17 protein-coding genes, 1 tRNA gene and 1 riboswitch are annotated in these 16,058 nt (G+C 71.8%); of the genes, 10 read left to right on the top strand and 8 right to left on the bottom strand.

Features of this window, described 5'->3' with window-relative positions; all coding sequences use genetic code 11:
* The first annotated feature begins 92 nt into the window (after nt 1–92).
* Nucleotides 93–1,055: an NAD-dependent epimerase/dehydratase family protein gene (locus C8E83_RS08865; protein WP_121369488.1), complete on the top strand. Its 963-nt coding sequence runs from the start codon at nt 93–95 to the stop codon at nt 1,053–1,055.
* A gap of 228 nt (nt 1,056–1,283) precedes the next feature.
* Nucleotides 1,284–1,769 (top strand): hypothetical protein, encoded by a 486-nt coding sequence (locus C8E83_RS08860; RefSeq protein ID WP_147430123.1) that lies wholly within the window; start codon nt 1,284–1,286, stop codon nt 1,767–1,769.
* 17 nt (nt 1,770–1,786) lie between these two features.
* Here C8E83_RS08860 and C8E83_RS08855 read toward each other — a convergent pair whose 3' ends face one another.
* The 3 genes from C8E83_RS08855 to C8E83_RS08845 all read right to left on the bottom strand — a co-directional run bounded on the left by C8E83_RS08855 (nt 1,787) and on the right by C8E83_RS08845 (nt 4,972).
* A complete protein-coding gene (locus C8E83_RS08855; protein WP_121369484.1) occupies nt 1,787–2,395 on the bottom strand; it encodes a hypothetical protein in 609 nt (202 codons plus the stop codon).
* Between the two features lie 17 nt (nt 2,396–2,412).
* A complete protein-coding gene (locus tag C8E83_RS08850; protein ID WP_121369482.1) occupies nt 2,413–3,717 on the bottom strand; it encodes a BPSS1187 family protein in 1,305 nt (434 codons plus the stop codon).
* A 169-nt stretch (nt 3,718–3,886) separates the two neighbouring features.
* On the bottom strand, nt 3,887–4,972 hold the full coding sequence (locus tag C8E83_RS08845; protein WP_121369480.1) for a hypothetical protein: 1,086 nt from the start codon (nt 4,970–4,972) through the stop codon (nt 3,887–3,889).
* A gap of 70 nt (nt 4,973–5,042) precedes the next feature.
* Nucleotides 5,043–5,153, top strand: a riboswitch (TPP riboswitch).
* Here C8E83_RS08845 and C8E83_RS08840 point away from each other — a divergent pair.
* From C8E83_RS08840 to C8E83_RS08825, 4 genes are all read left to right on the top strand, one after another.
* Entirely contained in the window at nt 5,148–5,777 is a 630-nt protein-coding gene (locus tag C8E83_RS08840) for an ECF transporter S component (protein ID WP_121371824.1), read from the top strand. Its footprint overlaps the riboswitch before it by 6 nt.
* Nucleotides 5,778–5,797: 20 nt before the next feature.
* The gene (locus tag C8E83_RS08835; RefSeq protein WP_121371823.1) at nt 5,798–7,333 is read left to right on the top strand and encodes an ABC transporter ATP-binding protein; all 1,536 of its coding nucleotides are present in this window, start codon (nt 5,798–5,800) and stop codon (nt 7,331–7,333) included.
* A complete protein-coding gene (locus tag C8E83_RS08830; RefSeq protein ID WP_121369478.1) occupies nt 7,330–8,124 on the top strand; it encodes an energy-coupling factor transporter transmembrane component T family protein in 795 nt (264 codons plus the stop codon). Before C8E83_RS08835 ends, C8E83_RS08830 begins: the two co-directional genes overlap by 4 nt.
* Nucleotides 8,117–8,656, top strand: a complete 540-nt coding sequence (locus tag C8E83_RS08825) for an ATP-binding protein (protein WP_245981536.1) — start codon at nt 8,117–8,119, stop codon at nt 8,654–8,656. The genes C8E83_RS08830 and C8E83_RS08825 overlap by 8 nt, the downstream gene beginning before the upstream one ends.
* Here the strand turns inward: C8E83_RS08825 and C8E83_RS08820 are convergent.
* The 5 genes from C8E83_RS08820 to C8E83_RS08800 all read right to left on the bottom strand — a co-directional run bounded on the left by C8E83_RS08820 (nt 8,640) and on the right by C8E83_RS08800 (nt 11,349).
* The gene (locus C8E83_RS08820; protein ID WP_281270839.1) at nt 8,640–9,626 is read right to left on the bottom strand and encodes an acyltransferase family protein; all 987 of its coding nucleotides are present in this window, start codon (nt 9,624–9,626) and stop codon (nt 8,640–8,642) included. The genes C8E83_RS08825 and C8E83_RS08820 overlap by 17 nt on opposite strands.
* A gap of 62 nt (nt 9,627–9,688) precedes the next feature.
* Entirely contained in the window at nt 9,689–10,045 is a 357-nt protein-coding gene (locus C8E83_RS08815; protein ID WP_121369474.1) for a metallopeptidase family protein, read from the bottom strand.
* A 243-nt stretch (nt 10,046–10,288) separates the two neighbouring features.
* Nucleotides 10,289–10,361, bottom strand: a tRNA-His gene (locus C8E83_RS08810).
* A 61-nt stretch (nt 10,362–10,422) separates the two neighbouring features.
* Nucleotides 10,423–11,043, bottom strand: coding sequence for an oligoribonuclease (orn, locus tag C8E83_RS08805; protein ID WP_121369472.1), 621 nt, complete (start codon nt 11,041–11,043; stop codon nt 10,423–10,425).
* Nucleotides 11,044–11,097: 54 nt separating this feature from the next.
* A complete protein-coding gene (locus tag C8E83_RS08800; protein WP_121369470.1) occupies nt 11,098–11,349 on the bottom strand; it encodes a MarR family transcriptional regulator in 252 nt (83 codons plus the stop codon).
* Between the two features lie 101 nt (nt 11,350–11,450).
* On the opposite strand from C8E83_RS08800, the gene C8E83_RS08795 reads away from it, so the two are divergent.
* From C8E83_RS08795 to C8E83_RS19885, 4 genes are read left to right on the top strand one after another with little or no spacing between them, the layout of a single operon-like run.
* The gene (locus C8E83_RS08795) at nt 11,451–11,732 is read left to right on the top strand and encodes an oligoribonuclease (protein WP_121369469.1); all 282 of its coding nucleotides are present in this window, start codon (nt 11,451–11,453) and stop codon (nt 11,730–11,732) included.
* A gap of 48 nt (nt 11,733–11,780) precedes the next feature.
* Nucleotides 11,781–12,080: a thioredoxin domain-containing protein gene (locus C8E83_RS08790; protein WP_121369467.1), complete on the top strand. Its 300-nt coding sequence runs from the start codon at nt 11,781–11,783 to the stop codon at nt 12,078–12,080.
* A gap of 56 nt (nt 12,081–12,136) precedes the next feature.
* A complete protein-coding gene (locus C8E83_RS08785; RefSeq protein ID WP_245981532.1) occupies nt 12,137–13,438 on the top strand; it encodes a bifunctional glycosyltransferase family 2/GtrA family protein in 1,302 nt (433 codons plus the stop codon).
* Nucleotides 13,435–15,969 (top strand): glycosyltransferase family 39 protein, encoded by a 2,535-nt coding sequence (locus tag C8E83_RS19885; protein ID WP_245981529.1) that lies wholly within the window; start codon nt 13,435–13,437, stop codon nt 15,967–15,969. Before C8E83_RS08785 ends, C8E83_RS19885 begins: the two co-directional genes overlap by 4 nt.
* Nucleotides 15,970–16,058 lie beyond the last annotated feature (89 nt).

The following is a 16,058-nucleotide window of genomic DNA, read 5'->3' as shown; positions in this document are numbered from 1 at the left end:
CCCCGCGTCGCAAGCCCGCGGAGTCTCGGCCCAGCCTAGGGGCGAACGGCTCGGAGGGTCCGGGCAGGTGCGCCGCGCGTAGGGTCGCAGTCATGAAGGTCGTCGTCATCGGAGCCACCGGCCACGTCGGAAGCTACCTCGTCCCCCGTCTCGTCCGCGCCGGCCACGAGGTGACCGCGGTCACCCGCGGCACCTCCGAGCCCTACCACCAGGATCCGGCGTGGCGGCAGGTCACGCGCGTCACCCTCGACCGCGACCAGGGCGACGCCGACGGCACGTTCGCCCCCGCGATCGCGGCCCTCGGCGCCGACGCCGTCATCGACATGGTCTGCTTCACCGTGCCGTCGGCCCAGCAGCTCGTCGACGCGCTCCGCGGTACCGGCGCGGTGCTGCTGCACTGCGGCACGATCTGGGTGCACGGACCCGCCACCGAGGTGCCGATCACCGAGGACGCCGTGCGGACGCCCTTCGGCGAGTACGGGACGCAGAAGGCGGCGATCGAGGAGCTTCTGGTCGCGGAGACACGTCGGGGCGGGGTGCGATCGGTGATCCTGCACCCTGGTCACATCACCGGCCCCGGGTGGCCCATGATCAACCCGCAGGGCAACCTCGATCTCGGCGTGTGGGCGGCCCTCGCCGCGGGCGACGAGGTGGTGCTGCCGAACCTCGGGCTCGAGACGCTCCACCACGTGCACGCGGACGACGTCGCGCAGGGATTCGAGCGGGCGCTCGCGCGGCATGCGGTGGCCGCGGGGCAGAGCTTCCACCTCGTGTCGGAGCGCGCGGTGACTCTGCGCGGGCTCGCCGAGGGCATCGCCGCCTGGTACGGCGCGGTGCCGTCGCTGCGGTACGTGCCGCTCGACGCGCTCGCCGACGAGATCGGTTCGGCGCTCGCCGAGACCACGCGCGACCACATCTCGCGGAGCCACTCGTGCTCGATCGAGCGGGCGCGCACGGTCCTCGGCTACGCGCCGCGCTACACGTCGCTCGAGGCGATCGAGGACGGCCTCGCGTGGCTCGCCGCCGACGGCCAGGTGCCCGCGCCCGTCGCCTGACCGCGGGCCTGGCGACCGATGCGGCGCCTATCACGCGTCGCCACGCGTCGCGTCGCGCCGCCTCACGTGAAACGCGCCGCATCCCTCGGGACGCCGCGCCGAATTCCGCCGCCTCGCGTGGAACGCGCCGCAAGGCGTGAAACGCGCCGCATCGCGTCAATCGCGCCGCATCGACAACCGACCCGCATAGGGGTCGCGGGTCGCGCCGCCGACCGACACACTGGGACGATGGCCACCCCGTCCGCTCCGACTCCACCGCGCTCGTCGTCTGTCATGGCCGTCTCGATGGCGGTCGGAGGGCTTGCCACCGCCGTGTTCGTCGGGCTCATCGACATCCCGACATTCATCGGGTGGGGAGCCGACAACGACGGAATCAGCGTGTTCTCGCCCGTGGGTGCCGTCGAGCTGTTCGCCGTGTTCTTTCTGATCGGCATGCTCCTCGGCGCCCTGGCAGGTGGATTCGCAATCGCCGCACGCCGGCGCGCCGTGACCCTGGGTCTCGCCCGTGGCGCGACACTGCGGTTCGTGGCCGGCCGGGCGGCAGTCGGCGCGTTTGTCGCCGGATTCCTCTTCACGCTCCCGGGCGCGATCGGCGAGAAGCCGTTCGGCGCTGCAATCACCGGCGAAGCACTCAGCCTCGCCGCGTCGACCGCAGTGGCTTTAGTCGTAGCGGTGGCCCTGTACCGCTACCTCGCGCGGCGGACCCGCGCCTGACTCGCAGCATTCGCGGGCTAGGCGACATCGGTCAGCGTCGCGCCGGCCAGCAGCGGATCGCTGGCGATGAGTGACTCCAGGACCTCGTGCAGTCGTCCGCGGGAGTCGCCGTAGACGAACACATCCGACCCGCGATGCACGTGCCACGACCAGACGGACCCGTCGTCGCCGAGCGCGGAGTCGATGCGGATCATGAGCGCGTCGAGTTCACGGTTGTGCTCGATGTTCCGGTCGTCCGTGAAGTCGACGGCGTCGACCAGCGGCACGCGAAGGGCCACCCCGTAGAGCGATCCGATCGGGTCGAGCTCGTTGCTGTACATCGTGATCGTGGAGCCGCGCGGGGTGCCGATCGCGCGCAGCGCCTTCTTGATCTGGAAGAGTCCCTCGTCGGCCTGGTCGATCGGCACGCCGAACGACACGTCGCACGACACGATGCGCATGCCTCGGGTGAACGCCGTCCCCGCGTCGAGAACGCCCGACCGAAGCCCCGCCGACTCCAGCGCCGCGACGACAGGGTCTTCGAAGCGGTCGCCTCGATGCATGGGCTGCAGCCGAGCGTTCAGGTGCACGTCGATCACCGCTGCGCGCTCTGTCGCGGCCCTGCGCAGCCACCGGAAGAAGCCCATGCCGAAACCCTAGGGCGTCACGAGCCGGCGGCGACGGCAGCGGGGTCGCTGGGGTTCTTATAGACCTGGGCGAGCATCCACTTCCACACCGGCTCGAACACCGGCGTGCCCTTGTCGTTCAGGGGCGTGTTGTCGGCCACCGATCGGATGTGCGACTGCCCCGGGTCGCCCAGCACGTACGTCGAGACGAGCTGGTGCACCTTCGACGATGTCGGCACCGGCACCCGGGCGGTGAGCCGGCCCGACAGGTGCAGCTGCCTCCAGGAGCCGACGATCCTCGGGTAGAACTCGTCGTGCACGTCGTCGAACGCGTACATCACCGAGGCGGGCGTCGCGCTCCTCGTCTTCAGCCACGAGGCCCGGACGTCCTGGTCGGTGATGATCGGCGACGAGAACGTCAGCTGCCCCATCACCCGGAACCGGTGCGCGATGTACGCCGACTCCCCGCCGCCCTGCGAGTGGCCGGCGACGACGATGTTGTCCCAGTCGATGACGCCCTGGTGGTCGTACTGGCTCCAGCCGCCGCCCGGGTCGTGCACCACGAGGTAGTCGAGGGCCGCGGTCAGCCGGCTGACGACCGAGTTGGCCTCGTCGACCTTGCTAAACTGCGAGGCGCCCTCGCCGCTGAAGCGGTTGCGCTGCACCTGCGTGTAGCAGCGGGCGTCGACGCCGCAGATGTTGGCGACGGCCTTGCCCTGGTTCCAGAAGTCGAGGCCGAGCACGTGGTAGCCGGACTGCGCCGCCACCGTGAGGAACCGCCGGTAGTTGTCGGGCACGTGACCGGTCGCGGGCAGGAACAGCAGCAGCGGCCCCGAGCTCACGGTGCGGGCGGCCCAGTCACGGGCGTCGGGCTTCACGACGGCGCCGTTGATGAGCCCGAGTCGGAAGTGGAACGGGTTCATCGTGAGGCTTCGGCTGAGGGGGTCGCCGGTGCCGCCCACGGAGAGCGAGCCGTCGGATCCTGTGGCCGCCTCGTTGTCGGTGTCGCCGCCCGAGCCCGCGGGTGCCTTCGGCGGGGCCGTCTTCGACGCGACGGGGGCGGTGATCTGCACGCCCGCGCCATCACCGCCGTTGACGGGGGCCACGGCGGTCGGGCGGCGGGCGGCCGAACCGTGGGTGCCGGGCCCGTACGGGCTGCGGCCGGTCTGCGCGCCCGACCCGAGGGGCGCAGGATGCGAGCCGGCCGAGAACGGCAGCGACGCCTGCGTCGACGAGGCGGTCGGCTTCGTCGCCGACCCCGTCTCGACCGTGACGAGCACGAGCACGGCGATGCACAGGAGGACGAGCGTCACGAGCCCGTGCGGCCACCTCCTGAACTTCACCCGTCGTTCGTATCACAGCAAAATCAACACCCGAGGTCTGTGGACCCGAACTGGGGGAGACTTCGTTCTGCGGGATGACGAGGTCGGCACCCCGGGACGACCGGGTGTCGGCCGGTCGGCGCCGGGCCCGAGCCGGTCGGCTGTCAGCGCGTCGGCGGCGTGGCGCCCGCTACCAGGGCAGGGACACCGCCGCGTGGAGGTCGAGCAGGGGCACCGTGCGCTCCGCCGGGCCGCGGCCGAAGCCGCACTCGGTCGCGACGCCGAAGTGCGGCAGCACCGCGCTGGCCGCGGCGATGCGTCGGCGTGCGCCCTCGGCGCCGTCCTCGTGGTGGACGAGCCCGAGGTAGACGTCGGTCGACGCCGGGATCGACGGCAGCACGCCGGCGAGCGGTGCGAAGTACTCGACGTCGTCGCGCTCGATCGGCACCGGAAGGTGCACGAAGTCGACGTGGCGGGAGGCGCCCTCGAAGATCCCCTGCATGACCGCCGCCAGGTTGCCGGCGTCGACGGGCTGGGCGAAGTGCGCCTCCTCGACGTCGCCGTAGCAGAGGTGGTACCCGGCCTGGACGTCGACCGGCACGGCGTCGAGCTGCCGCAGGGCGCGCTCGACGACGCCCGGCAGCACCGGCTCGAACCAGCTCGCGAGGCCGAACTGGTTCGCGGGCTCGAGGAGGGCGAACTCGACCGCGGTGTCCCACTGGATCGCGAGGTCGGTGTGCGGGATGCCGTCGAGGATCCGCTCCAGCTCGGCGAACAGCGCCCGCTCGTAGACGGGCTCGACCGCAGCGCGATCCTCCGGACGCAGGAACGAGCCCATCACGGCGGCCGGCGTCGGCAGCGACACCTGGAACCGGACGCCCGAGGCGATGACGCCCTCGGTGCGGAGCGTCGAGAACACCGCGTACGACTCGAGGGCCGCCGTCGCGTAGCCGAGGTCGGGGAAGGCGAGGTCGGGGGCCGCGACGGTGCCGTCGAGCCCGAACTTCCGGGCGTCGAACTGCCCGCGGATCCTGCCGCCCTCGTCGCCCACCCGGACGAGCCCCGGGGTGGCGTCGAAACGGAGGCCCTGGAACTGGATCCAGTAGTAGCGCTCACCGACCTCGCCGTCGGGAATTCGCGCGAGGTGGTCGCCGAGGCGCCCGGCCGCAGCGCGGAACACTGCCTCGGCGTCGGGCAGGTTGACGCTTCCGACCAGGTGCGCGCCCTGAACGATCGACTCGGTGGCGCTCTGCGGGGTCGCGGGTGTCTCGGTCATGGTCGTCGAGCCTGACAGACGCCACCGACAGTGTCGACTTGATGACGCCTCGTCTCGCTGTATCGTTGTGGCCACAACACACGGGAGTCCGGTGAGCCGGGCTGAGAGGAAGCGATCCACGCTTCGACCGTCGAACCTGATCCGGATCATGCCGGCGCAGGGAGGAGAGATCAGCATGTCTGTTTCCACGTCTGCTTCCACTCGAAGCTCGACCACGTCTCGCGCGCCCCGCCGCTGGCGCGTCGTCGACATCGTCGTCGCCAGCGTCCTCGGCGTCGCGTCCGGCGTCATCTTCTGGGCGTGGGGTCTCGCCTGGACCCCGCTCTCGACGGTCCTGTCGTTCTCGCCCGGCCTCGAGGGCCTTCTCTCGGGCGGCTGGCTCTTCGCCGGCGTGCTCGGCGGGCTCGTCGTGCGCAAGCCGGGTGCCGCTCTCTACACCGAGATCCTCGCCGCGGTCGTCTCGATGCTCGTCGGCACGCAGTGGGGCTTCTCGACCCTGATCTGGGGCATCCTCGAGGGCCTCGGGGCCGAGATCGTCCTGGCGATCTTCCTCTACCGCTCGTGGCGCCTCGGCACGGCGATCCTCGCGGGCGCAGGAGCCGGCCTGGTCACCGGGCTCCTCGACACGAACTTCTCGAGCATCGCCGCGTTCGCCGTCGACTACAAGCTCGTCTACATCGTGTCGTCGGTGGTCTCCGGCGCCGTCCTGGCCGGCCTGCTCTCGTGGCTCGCCGTCCGTGGGCTCGCCCGCACCGGGGCGCTCTCGCGCTTCGCCGCCGGGCGCGCCACGCAGACCCGGGTGTGAGCCTCCGGAACGTCGACGCGATGAGGTCCGACGCGGTGAGCCCGGGCGCGCACCCGACGACGGCCGGCGCGCGCGTCACGGCGCGCGGCTGGTCGTGGCGCCACGCCGGTCGCCTGCGCCCGGCCGTCTCGGAACTCGACCTCGACATCGAGCCGGGTGAGCGGGTCCTGCTTCTCGGAGCCTCGGGCGCCGGCAAGTCGACGCTGCTCGCGGGCCTCGCCGGCGTCCTCGGCGGTGACGACGAGGGCGACTCCACCGGGTCGCTCCTCGTCGACGGGCAGCACCCGGCCGACCAGCGCGGCCGGGTCGGCCTCGTGCTGCAGGACCCCGACTCCCAGGTCGTCCTCGCGCGCGTCGGCGACGACGTCGCCTTCGGGCCGGAGAACCTCGGGGTGCCGCGCGACGAGATCTGGCACCGCGTGGCCGAGTCGTTCGAGGCGGTCGGGCTCGACCTGCCGCTCGACGCGGCGACGTCGACCCTCAGCGGAGGGCAGAAGCAAAGGCTGGCTCTGGCCGGTGCGCTCGCCATGCGACCCGGGCTCCTGCTGCTCGACGAGCCCACAGCGAACCTCGACCCCGGCGGGGTCGTGGAGGTCCGCGACGCCGTCGCCCGCGTCGCGGCCTCGACGGGCGCGACTCTCGTCGTCGTCGAGCACCGGGTCTCGGTCTGGCTGCCCGTCGTCGACCGAGTCATCGTGCTCGCCGCCGGCGGAGGAGTCCTCGCCGACGGCAGCCCCGACGCCGTGCTGGCCGAGCAGGCCACGACACTCCGCGACGCGGGGGTGTGGGTGCCCGGGGCGGCGCTCGAACGGCCGGCCCGGCGACGCCTCGCCGCGCCCGAGGGGCTCCTCGATGCGCACGGGCTGTCGGTCGGGAGAGGATCGGCACCCGTCGCGACGGGGATCTCCGCGCGGCTGGTCGCCGGGCGGGCGCTCGCGGTCACGGGAGCGAACGGGGCGGGGAAATCGACTCTGGCGCTGACTCTCGCCGGGCTCCTGCGCCCTCGTGATGGCCGCCTGTCGGCGTCGGACGCCCTCGCCGCAGGCGCCGCGCGCGAGCCCGTGCGGTGGCGCGCGCGAGAGCTGCTGACCCGCATCGGCACGGTGTTCCAGGACCCCGAGCACCAGTTCCTCGCCGCGACGGTGCGGCAGGAGCTCGCCGTCGGCCCGCGCGCCCTGAAGCTCCCGGCGGCCGAGATCGACGCCCGCGTCGACTCGCTGCTCGCGCGCCTCCGCCTCGACCACGTCGCCGGTGCGAACCCCTTCACGCTCTCCGGAGGGGAGAAACGACGGCTCTCCGTGGCGACGGTGCTCGCGGCGGCGCCCCGGATCCTGGTGCTCGACGAACCGACCTTCGGGCAGGACGCCCGCACCTGGCGCGAGCTCGTCGCGCTGCTCGCCGAACTGCTCGACGACGGAGCCGCGGTGGTGGCGGTCACGCACGACGCCGAGTTCGTCGACGCACTCGCCGACGACACGCTCGAGCTGCCGGTGCGACCAGGGCTGCAGGCGCAGTCCGATCTGCGGGCGCGTTCCGATGAGGGCGGCGTTCGGTGACCGTGCTCGCGCCGGTCGCCACCGCGCGAGCCGTGGGCCGGATCAACCCCGTGGCCAAGCTCCTCGCCGCCGTCGCGCTCGGCATCGCCCTCCTGCTCTCGATCGACTGGGTGTCGGCCGGCACAGCGCTCGTGCTCGAGGCGGCGCTTCTGCCGTTCGCCGGCCTCGGCTGGCGCGCGTTCTGGCGGCGGACCTCGCCGCTGTGGGTCGCGGCCCCGCTCTCGCTCATCGCCACGTCGCTCTACGGGGCGCCGTCGGGGGCCGTGCTGCTCGACCTGGGCTTCGCCCGGGTCACGCAGGGGTCGGTCGCGCTGGCCCTGGCGATCGGCCTGAGGATCCTCGCCGTCGGGATCCCCGGCATCGTTCTCTTCGCGACCACCGACCCGACCGACCTCGCCGACGGTCTCGGCCAGGTGCTCCGCCTTCCGGCGCGCTTCGTGCTCGGCGGGCTGGCGGGCATCCGGCTGGTCGGGCTGTTCGTCGACGACTGGAGGCAGCTCGGGCTCGCCCGCCGCGCCCGGGGCGTCTCCGATGCGGGCGGGCCGCTCGGAGCCCTCCGACGCCTGGCCGGCATGGCGTTCGCGCTGCTCGTCCTCTCGGTGCGGCGGGGCACGAAGCTCGCGACCGCCATGGAGGCGAAGGGCTTCGGATCCGATGCTCCGCGCACCTGGGCTCGCCCGTCGACGGTCGGTCCGCGCGAGGCGGTTCTCGTGGCGATCGCGCTCGTCATCGCGGGCATCGCCATCGCGGCCGCGGTGGCCGCGGGCACGTGGGAGTTCATCCTTGCCTGACCTCGACATCGCCGCGCACGCACCCGAACTCGCCGCCCGGGCTCTCGCCTCGGCCGCAGGCGGACGGGTCGTGGTGCTGATCGACGGGCGCTCAGGATCGGGGAAGAGCACTCTCGCAGCGGCCCTCACCCCGCTCCTGCCCGGCGCGCAGCTGGTCGCGCTCGACGACGTCTACCCGGGGTGGGAGGGGCTCGCCGCCGCCTCGGAGGCAGTGCCCCGTGACATCCTGCGGGACGTCGACCCCGGCTATCGCCGCTGGGACTGGGCCGCGTCGGCGCCCGGCGCGTGGCGAGCACTCTCGGCGACGGCGCCGATCGTCGTCGAGGGCGCGGGCGCCGTCACGCCCGCGTCGGCGGCACTGGCCACCCTGCGGATCTGGGTCGACCTCGACGACGAGACGCGGAAGGCGCGCGCATTGGCGCGTGACGGCGCGGCCTACGAACCCTGGTGGGACCTCTGGGCGGCGCAGGAGCTGACGCACCTCGCCCGGCACGACCCCCGATCGCTGGCGGACGTCACCGTCGTCGGCTGACCCCGAGCGCCAGCGGCGCGAGACGAGTGCGCTGAAGAGCGAGGGCGGCCGCCCACGGCACGACGAGCGCGAGCACGGTGACCAGCCAGACCGAGTCGACGAAGCTCTCGGCCGCCCAGATCACGGCGGAGTGCGTCAGGACCACGCCGATTCCGACCAGGGCAAGACTCGTCGCGGTCTGCGCCGCCCAAGAGGGAAGGCGAGAGCCGATCGTCTGGAAGGCGAGCGTCAGGGCCGTGCAGAGGCACAGCGCCACCAGGACTCCAGCCAGCGGGACGCCGAAGTCGCCCTGCTTGAGGTCGAGGGGGCGTGACCCCAGGGCGACCGCAGCGACGCCCATCGTGCCGAGGCCCGCCGCCCACAGCATCGGCCGCGTGAGGCGAGGCGCCGCGCGGCGCAGGAGCCGGCCGGCGAGGAGGAACACGAGGGACGGCACGGCGACACCGAGCGACCAGGGTACGGCGGCGACGGCGCCGGGGGCGATCGCCACGGCCCCGAGACCGGCGACAGCGACCGACCAGGGCAGCCAGGCGGGCCCGCGATCGAGGAGCCGGACGAGCAGGCAGGCGGCGGCGAGAGCGGTGACGAACCAGAAGGCCGAGAACGGCTTGCCGAGGTGGTCGCCGCCGGCGAGCACGGCGGCCGCGGCCCTCACCGGGCTGCCGCCCGTCGCCGCCGTGACGGGAACGAACGCGGCGGCGAAGAGGACGAGCCACGTGGCGTAGGGGACGAGGAGGGTTCGGAGTCGCGTGCGCCATTCGGCCGAGAGGGGTCTCGGGGATCCTGCGCCCTGGGCGGTCGTCGGGACGTGCCTGTCGAGGTAGCCGCTGAGGAAGAAGAAGAGCGGCACGTGCCAGGGGTAGAGCAGCGACCGCGTGAGGCCGTCGGTGAGGGTGTGCCCCACGACGACGGCGACGAGGCCGACGACGCGGAGTGCGTCGAGGCCGGCGTTGCGTGTCGTGGTGTCGATGGGGACTCCTGGGTCGGAACGTCCCTCGAGTGTGACATGAAATATGTCACAGACACAAGCGGTCAGGCCCAGCCGAGCTCGTGGAGTCGGTCGTCGTCGAAGCCGTAGTAGTGACCGATCTCGTGGACGAGCGTCACGTGGATCTCATCGCGGAGCTCGTCGAGGCTCTCGACGGCCGCGAGGTGCGGCTCGCGGTAGAGGATGATGCGGTCGGGCAGTTCGCCGAAGCCGTAGTCGCCGCGCCGGGTGAGGTCGACGCCGTCGTAGAGCCCGAGGAGGTCCAGCGTGCCGTCGTCAGGTCGGTCTTCGACGACGAAGGCGACGTTCTCGAGTCCGTCGACCATGTCGTCCGGCAGCAGGTCGAGTTCGGCGACCACGAGCCTCTCGAACTCGTCCTCCCCGATCGCGCCCACGTCCATGCCCCGAGGGTCGCACACCCTTCCGCCGCGACAAAACGCGACACCCGCGACGCACCCGGTCGTCGCAGGTGTCGCGTTTTGTCGCCGATGAGTAACTCCCGGGAGGTGACGAGCGCAGCGAGTCCCGACGGAGCGAAGCGACGTCGCTGCCGCGGGCGCCTGCGCCCGTCGGCTGAAAGGGTACGAACGCGAAAATCCCGTCTGCCTCTCGAAGAGAGAAGACAGACGGGACCTATTTTCGCGGGTGAGTAACGGGGCTTGAACCCGCGGCCTCCTAGACCACAACCAGGCGCTCTACCAGCTGAGCTATACCCACCATGCGGCCCCGCTCGCCGTGCTGGCGAGAGCACTTCGAACGGAGCAACCAGAGAAGTCTATTACAACCGGGAGGCCCACTTGTCCACGACCGACTTCGAGACCGCCTGGACGTCTTCGGTGGTGGGCCCGGGTTCGGCGACGAAGCCGGCGAGGCGGTAGTACTCGAGCTCGCGGATGGATTCGAGGATGTCGGCGAGGGCGCGGTGGCCGCCGTTCTTCTCGGGCGCGTTGAAGTAGACGCGGGGGAACCAGCGGCGGGTGAGCTCTTTGATCGAGGAGACGTCGATGGAGCGGTAGTGCAGGTGCGTGTCGACGCGCGGCATGTACTTCGCGAGGAAGGCGCGGTCGGTGCCGATGGTGTTGCCCGCGATGGGGGCGGTGCCCGCGTCGGGGACGTGCTCGATGATGTAGTTGAGCACTTCGTATTCGGCTTCGGCGAGGCTCTTGCCGTGTGGGATCTCGGTGATGAGGCCGGAGGTCGTGTGCATGTTGGTCACGAACTCGCCCATGTTGTCGAGCGCCGTCTGGTCGGGCTTGATGACGATGTCGAAGCCGGGGTGGACGGGCTCGAGGTCGAAGTCGGTGATGACGACGGCGACTTCGACGAGTTCGTCGATGTCGAGGTCGAGACCGGTCATCTCGCAGTCGATCCAGACCAGTCTGTCTGCAGCTGTTGCCATGGCCCGAGTCTAGTCAGGCGTGCCGACGCTGATGCCGTGAGAGGCGAGGGGGCCTCAGCCGCGCGCGCGGACGCCTTTCGGCGTGAGCGCGAGAAGCCAGTCGGCGGAGTCGTCGACGTCGGCGATGCGGTACACCAGCTCGTCGTCGAGAAGGGGCCGGAGGTGCTTCCGCAGCTCGGCCTTCTCGACGGTCATGGCGGTGGCGAGGTCGGTGGGGCGGCAGGGGCCGAGAGCGCTGAGTTCGTCGAGCGTTCGGGTGCCGATTTCGGTGACTACAGGGGTGGCGAGCCAGGTGTTCGATTCCATTTGTCTGAATTCTACGCCGGTGCATAGCGTGCCTATGCATCTGGAGGCTCGCCGAATCCCGGCTGAGCGCGCGCTGGCTCCCGGCTGGTAGACCTGTCGTCATGAATGACAAGAGGCTGACCATCGACGAAGGCTCCGAGTACGTCGTGTTCTTCGACGGCGGGCCGAGCGACGGCCGCACCGACAAGCGCGTGTCGACGAACGGCACGTACGACGACGAGATCACCGACTTCGTGCTGATCGACGGCACCGAGACGCAGATCGCCTACCTCGCGACGAGCGCCAAGATGGTCGGCGACCAGCTGCAGGTGCACTACGAGCTCGACGTGACCGACTCCGACCCGGTCGAGGCCCCGGAAGACCGTCGCGAATCCACGAACTAGGGCGCAGGAGCGGGGAACACCCCCGCCCTGCCGAGCGTTGACCCCCTCATGAAGCTCGAGCTCTACACCTCCGCGTTCTGCGGCCCGTGCCACGCAGCACGGGCCGCCGTCGCGGAGGCCGAGCGTCTCGTGCCGGCGCTGGTCACCGCCGAGTTCGACGTCGCGGCGCACCCCGACCGCGCCGAAGAGCTCGCGATCCGGTCGACGCCGACGATCGTGCTGACCGACGAGGACGGCACGGAGCTGTTTCGGGCGAAGGGCGCGCCGAGCGTGCCTCAGCTCCTGCGCGCTGTCGCCGACCACCTGACGATGGAGAGCCCCGCCGCCACGCCTTCCCCGGTCTCATAGGGAGTTCATCGGATTCGTCGGCGGCGCTCATGGAGTCGTCCCGAATGCTGGTGTGCATGTCCGACCCGACCGCGCCCCTCGACCTCGACATCGTCGTGCCCGTCTACAACGAGCAGGCGACTCTCGAGCGCAGCATCCTGGCCCTGCACGACTTCCTGCGGCGCTCGTTCCGTGAGACATGGCGGATCACCATCGCCGACAACGCGTCGACCGACGAGACGCCGTACATCGCCGACCACCTGGCCCGTCACCTCGACGGCGTCACCGCCGTCCACCTCGCCGAGAAGGGCCGAGGACGCGCTCTCAAGGCGGTGTGGTCGGCGTCTCCCGCGCGAGTCCTCGTGTACGTCGACGAAGACCTCTCGACCGATCTCTCGGCCCTCGGGCCCCTCGTGGCGCCCCTTCTCACCGGGCACTCCGACCTCGCGATCGGCACGCGCCTCAGCGCTTCCTCCCGTGTCACCCGGGGCGGCAAGCGCGAGTTCATCTCCCGCAGCTACAACGTGATCCTGCGGCAGACGATGGGGGTCTCGTTCAGCGACGCGCAGTGCGGGTTCAAGGCGATCCGAGCGGACGTCGCCGCCCGGATCCTGCCGCTCGTCGAAGACACCGGCTGGTTCTTCGACACCGAGCTGCTCATTCTCGCCGAGCGGTCGGGCCTGCGCATCCATGAGGTGCCGGTCGACTGGATCGACGACCCGCAGTCGTCCGTCGACATCGTCGCGACGGCGAAGGCCGACCTGCAGGGCCTCTACCGGGTGGCCACGGGCATCGCGAGCGGCAGGATCCCCGTCGGCGCCGTCTACGACGAGATCGGCCGACGCCCCTACGACCCGCCCCGACCGCCCACGTTCTTCGGTCAGGTCGTCCGCTTCGGCGCCGTCGGCATCCTGTCGACCGCGGCCTACGCGCTCGTCTACCTTCTGCTGCAGCAGGCCATGCCGGCTCAGGTAGCGAACTTCCTCGCGCTGCTCGTGACCACGATCGCGAACACCGCGGCGAACCGGCGCTTCACCTTCGGCGTGCGCGGGGGAGCAGGAGCCGTCAAGCACCAGGCGCAGGGACTCATCGTCTTCGGCATCGCCTGGGTGATCACCGCCGGCTCGCTGGTCGGGCTGCACGCGGTGTCTCCTGGTGCGAGCCCGCACGTGCATCTCGTCGTGCTGACGATCGCGAACCTCGTGGCGACCGTGGTGCGATTCGTGCTGCTGCGGCTGTGGGTGTTCCGGCGTCAGGCGCGGTCGGCGCCCCGGGCGGGCGGGTCTGCCGCTGCTCCTGCGCCCCCTCTGCCACCTCTGGCCTCTGTGCCTTCCGCGCCCGACCACGACCACGAACCGACGAAAGCGAGTCAGCGATGACGACCGCCACGCTCCCGCGCCGCCCCTCACCGGCCGACGCCGCCGCCGAGGCCGGCGGATCACGCCTCTCCCGGTTCGCTCGGTGGCTCGTGCTCGGGCCCGCCGACGCTCCGCGCTGGGAACGACCCGCACTCTGGGGCCTGATCGTCGTCTCGGGGTTCCTCTACCTCTGGGACCTCGCGATCTCGGGCTACGCCAACTCGTTCTACTCGGCCGCCGTGCAGGCCGGAGCGACGAACTGGGAGGCGTTCCTCTTCGGCTCGAGCGACGCCGGCAACTCGATCACCGTCGACAAGCCGCCGGCCTCCCTCTGGATCATGGAGCTCTCGGTGCGGCTGTTCGGCCTGTCGTCGTGGAGCATCCTCGTGCCCGAGGCGCTCATGGGCGTCGCGACGGTCTTCATCACGTACACGATCGTGCGCCGTCACTTCTCGGCGCAGACGGCGATGGTCGCGGGCGGCATGCTCGCGCTCACGCCGGTCGCCGTGATGATGTTCCGCTTCAACAACCCCGACGCCATGTTGCTGCTGCTCATGGCGCTCGCCGTCTACCTCACGCTGCGCGGCATCGAGTCGGGCGCGGTCCGCTGGGTCGCCTGGGCGGGCGTGGTCATCGGCTTCGCCTTCCTCACCAAGCAGCTGCAGGCGTTCGTGATCCTGCCCTCGCTCGCCGCGGTCTACTTCTTCGCGGCGCCGAAGCGGTGGTTCGTACGCCTCGGGCACATCGCGGCGGCAGCCGCGGGCGTCGTCGTCGGCGCCGGATGGTGGGTCGCGATCGTCGAGCTGACGCCCGCGTCGATGCGGCCCTACGTCGGTGGGTCGCAGGACAACTCGTTCCTCGAGCTCACCTTCGGCTACAACGGCTTCGGTCGCCTGACCGGCAACGAGACGGGCAGCGTCACGGGCGGGGCGACGACCGGCGCGGCGGGCGGTGGCGCGGGCTCCTGGGGCGCCACCGGCCTCACCCGGCTCTTCGGCTCGGAGATCGGCGGCCAGATCGCCTGGCTGCTGCCCGCCGCGCTCATCGTCATGATCGCGGGGCTCGTCGTTCTCGGGCGCCGGAATCGCGTCGACGTGCGGCGCGCGACGCTCCTGCTGTTCGCGACCTGGCTCGTCGTCACCGGTCTCGTCTTCAGCTTCGCCGGCGGCATCTTCCACCCGTACTACACGGTGGCGCTCGCGGCGCCGATCGCGGGCACGCTCGCCATCGGGGCGTCGCTGCTCTGGGACGCGAGGTTCCGGCGTGCGTCCGGCCCGGCTGCGTCCGGTGGGGCTTCGGCCCGGCCCGGTGACCCCTCGGGGGCCTTCGATCAGGGCGCAGGAGCCGCGGCATCCGCCCCTGCCGGAATCTTCGGCCGCTCCGCGAGCGTCTTCGGCCCCCGGCCGGCCCTGTACGGCGCTCCGATCGGGGCCCGGCCTGGCTCCTCGTGGGCGCCGCCCGCTCCCGTGGCCTCGTCGGGGCGCCCCGCGCCCGCCGCCGGGGCGCCGTCGTGGGCGCCGCCGCTCGACGGGCCGGCGCTCGACGCTCCCGCCCCGGCGCTCGGCGCTCCCGTCCCGGCCGCTGCCGCGCTCAGCGTCGTCTGGTGGCCCCGCATCGTCCTCGCCGCCACCATGCTGGTCACGGCGTGGTGGTCGTGGGGCCTGCTCGAGCGGTCGAGCGACTGGCTGCCGTGGCTGAAGTACCTCGTGGTCGTCGTCTCGGTCGTCGGCGCAGTGCTCGTGCTCATCCCGCGCCGCCCCGGACTCCCGGGAACACGTGCCCTGTCGGTCGCGACGATCGGTGCGATGCTCACCGGTGCGCTCCTCGGGCCGGCGGCGTACTCGATCGAGACGATGACGACGGCGCACACCGGATCGATCCCCTCGGCCGGGCCGACGGTGAGCGGCGGCATGGGCTTCGGCGGCCGCGGCGGTGGCTTCGGCGGCGGCCAGGGCGGATTCGGTGGCGCTCGCGGTGGCGCGGGCGGGTTCGGCGGCACCGGGACGCAGAACGGGACCGGGACGAACGGCGGGACCGGCACGGGTGGCGGCGGCTTCGCGTTCGGCGGCGGGGCCGGGGGCGGCACGGGCACCAACGGCGGCACGGGCACCGGCACCGGGACCGGCGGCACGACGCGGGGCGGCTTCGGTGGTCGCGGTGGCTTCGGCGGCGGCGCGGGAGGCGGGCTCCTCGGCGGCTCGACGACGATCGGCTCGGCCCTCAAGACGCTGCTGCTCAAGGACGCCGACAAGTACACCTGGGTCGCGGCAGCCGTCGGCTCCGAATCGGCCGCGTCGTACCAGCTCTCGACGCAGAAGGCGGTCATGCCGCTCGGCGGCTTCAACGGGAGCGACCCATCGCCGACGCTCGCGCAGTTCGAGAAGGACGTCGCGGCCGGAAAGATCCACTACTTCATCGGCGGGACTCTGGGGCGCTCCAACGGCGGCTCGAGCGACGCCTCGAAGATCGCGGCCTGGGTCGAGGCGAACTTCTCGTCGCAGAGCGTCGGCGGTGTCACGCTCTACGACCTGACGAGCCCGCTGTCGAAGTAGCTGCCGAACACCGGGCGACTTCACGCATCCCGGCGCGACGCGATCGCCCGGGATGCGTGAACGCGCCCGGTCTTCGTGCGCCGCCTCTG

Source organism: Frondihabitans australicus, assembly GCF_003634555.1.
Taxonomy (GTDB): domain Bacteria; phylum Actinomycetota; class Actinomycetes; order Actinomycetales; family Microbacteriaceae; genus Frondihabitans; species Frondihabitans australicus.
The sequence above is the reverse complement of the archived record's forward strand: the minus strand, read 5'-3'. Positions and strand labels throughout refer to the sequence as shown.

What these genes read in the sequence shown, in the direction of transcription:
- C8E83_RS08865 (WP_121369488.1), top strand. Translation starts at nt 93, where the DNA reads ATGAAGGTCGTCGTCATCGGAGCCACCGGCCACGTCGGAAGCTACCTC.
- C8E83_RS08840 (WP_121371824.1), top strand. Translation starts at nt 5,148, where the DNA reads ATGTCTGTTTCCACGTCTGCTTCCACTCGAAGCTCGACCACGTCTCGC.
- C8E83_RS08785 (WP_245981532.1), top strand. Translation starts at nt 12,137, where the DNA reads ATGTCCGACCCGACCGCGCCCCTCGACCTCGACATCGTCGTGCCCGTC.
- C8E83_RS08815 (WP_121369474.1), bottom strand. Translation starts at nt 10,045, where the DNA reads ATGGACGTGGGCGCGATCGGGGAGGACGAGTTCGAGAGGCTCGTGGTC.
- orn (WP_121369472.1), bottom strand. Translation starts at nt 11,043, where the DNA reads ATGGCAACAGCTGCAGACAGACTGGTCTGGATCGACTGCGAGATGACC.
- C8E83_RS08835 (WP_121371823.1), top strand. Translation starts at nt 5,798, where the DNA reads ATGAGGTCCGACGCGGTGAGCCCGGGCGCGCACCCGACGACGGCCGGC.
- C8E83_RS08860 (WP_147430123.1), top strand. Translation starts at nt 1,284, where the DNA reads ATGGCCACCCCGTCCGCTCCGACTCCACCGCGCTCGTCGTCTGTCATG.
- C8E83_RS19885 (WP_245981529.1), top strand. Translation starts at nt 13,435, where the DNA reads ATGACGACCGCCACGCTCCCGCGCCGCCCCTCACCGGCCGACGCCGCC.
- C8E83_RS08795 (WP_121369469.1), top strand. Translation starts at nt 11,451, where the DNA reads ATGAATGACAAGAGGCTGACCATCGACGAAGGCTCCGAGTACGTCGTG.
- C8E83_RS08790 (WP_121369467.1), top strand. Translation starts at nt 11,781, where the DNA reads ATGAAGCTCGAGCTCTACACCTCCGCGTTCTGCGGCCCGTGCCACGCA.
- C8E83_RS08855 (WP_121369484.1), bottom strand. Translation starts at nt 2,395, where the DNA reads ATGGGCTTCTTCCGGTGGCTGCGCAGGGCCGCGACAGAGCGCGCAGCG.
- C8E83_RS08845 (WP_121369480.1), bottom strand. Translation starts at nt 4,972, where the DNA reads ATGACCGAGACACCCGCGACCCCGCAGAGCGCCACCGAGTCGATCGTT.
- C8E83_RS08800 (WP_121369470.1), bottom strand. Translation starts at nt 11,349, where the DNA reads ATGGAATCGAACACCTGGCTCGCCACCCCTGTAGTCACCGAAATCGGC.